Genomic DNA, 1,274 nt, shown 5'->3' with positions numbered 1-1,274 from the left:
GACGTGGCTGCAGGAGAAGATACCTCCCATATCCTCAGCGGGTTGACTAACCAGCTGCCTGATCGTGATCCGGAAGAGACTGCCGAGTGGGTTGAGTCCCTGGATGCGTTGATCAGGGAACAGGGCACCGAGCGTGCCCAATACATCATGCGGAGCCTGCTGCAGCGCGCCGGCGCGCAGAGCGTGGGTGTGCCGATGGTGACCACCACCGATTACGTGAACACGATCCCGGTGGACCAGGAAGCGGAGTTCCCGGGCAACGAGGAGTACGAGCGCCGGTACCGGGCCTATATGCGGTGGAACGCCGCGGTCATGGTGCACCGGGCGCAGCGGCCCGATATCGGCGTCGGCGGGCACATCTCCACCTATGCCGGTGCCGCGACCCTGTACGAGGTCGGGTTCAACCACTTCTTCCGCGGCAAGGACCACCCCGGCGGCGGGGACCAGGTCTTCTTCCAGGGCCACGCCTCCCCCGGGATGTACGCCAGGGCGTTCATGGAAGGCCGGCTCTCCGAGGAGGACCTGGACGGGTTCCGGCAGGAAAAGTCCCGCGCCGGGCACGCCCTGTCCTCCTACCCGCACCCGCGGCTGATGCCGCAGTTCTGGGAATTCCCCACCGTGTCCATGGGTATCGGGCCGATGAACGCGATCTACCAGGCGCAGAACAACCGCTACCTGCACAACCGGGGCCTGAAAGACACCTCGGACCAGCAGGTCTGGGCGTTCCTGGGCGACGGCGAAATGGACGAGCCCGAATCCCGCGGCCTGCTCCAGCTCGCCGCGAACGAGAACCTGGACAACCTGAACTTCGTGATCAACTGCAACCTCCAGCGCCTGGACGGGCCGGTGCGCGGCAACGGCAAGATCATGCAGGAACTCGAAGCGTTCTTCCGCGGCGCGGGCTGGAATGTGATCAAGGTCGTCTGGGGCCGGGAATGGGATGACCTGCTCACCCGCGACACCGACGGGTCCCTGGTGAAAATCATGAACGAGACCGTGGACGGGGACTACCAGACCTACAAGGCCGAATCCGGCGGGTTCGTCCGCGAACACTTCTTCGGCAAGACCCCGCAGACCAAGGACCTCGTCGCGGACCTCACCGACGACCAGATCTGGAACCTCAAACGCGGCGGCCACGACTACCGCAAGGTCTACGCCGCCTACAAGGCAGCCACCGAATTCAAGGGCAAACCCACCGTCATCCTCGCCCACACCGTCAAGGGCTACGGCCTCGGACCACACTTCGAGGGCCGCAACGCGACCCACCAGATGAA

General features: G+C 64.8%; 1 pseudogene. It reads left to right on the top strand.

Going from position 1 to position 1,274, the window contains the following annotated elements:
* Positions 1-3: 3 nt before the first annotated feature.
* Positions 4-1,274: pseudogene (locus tag RM50_RS20015) on the top strand (pyruvate dehydrogenase (acetyl-transferring), homodimeric type); the annotation flags it as partial.

Source organism: Pseudarthrobacter phenanthrenivorans, from assembly GCF_000813845.1.
In the GTDB taxonomy this organism is placed as follows: domain Bacteria; phylum Actinomycetota; class Actinomycetes; order Actinomycetales; family Micrococcaceae; genus Arthrobacter; species Arthrobacter phenanthrenivorans_B.
Note: the sequence above shows the minus strand (reverse complement) of the source record. Positions and strands in the feature narration are given on the sequence as shown.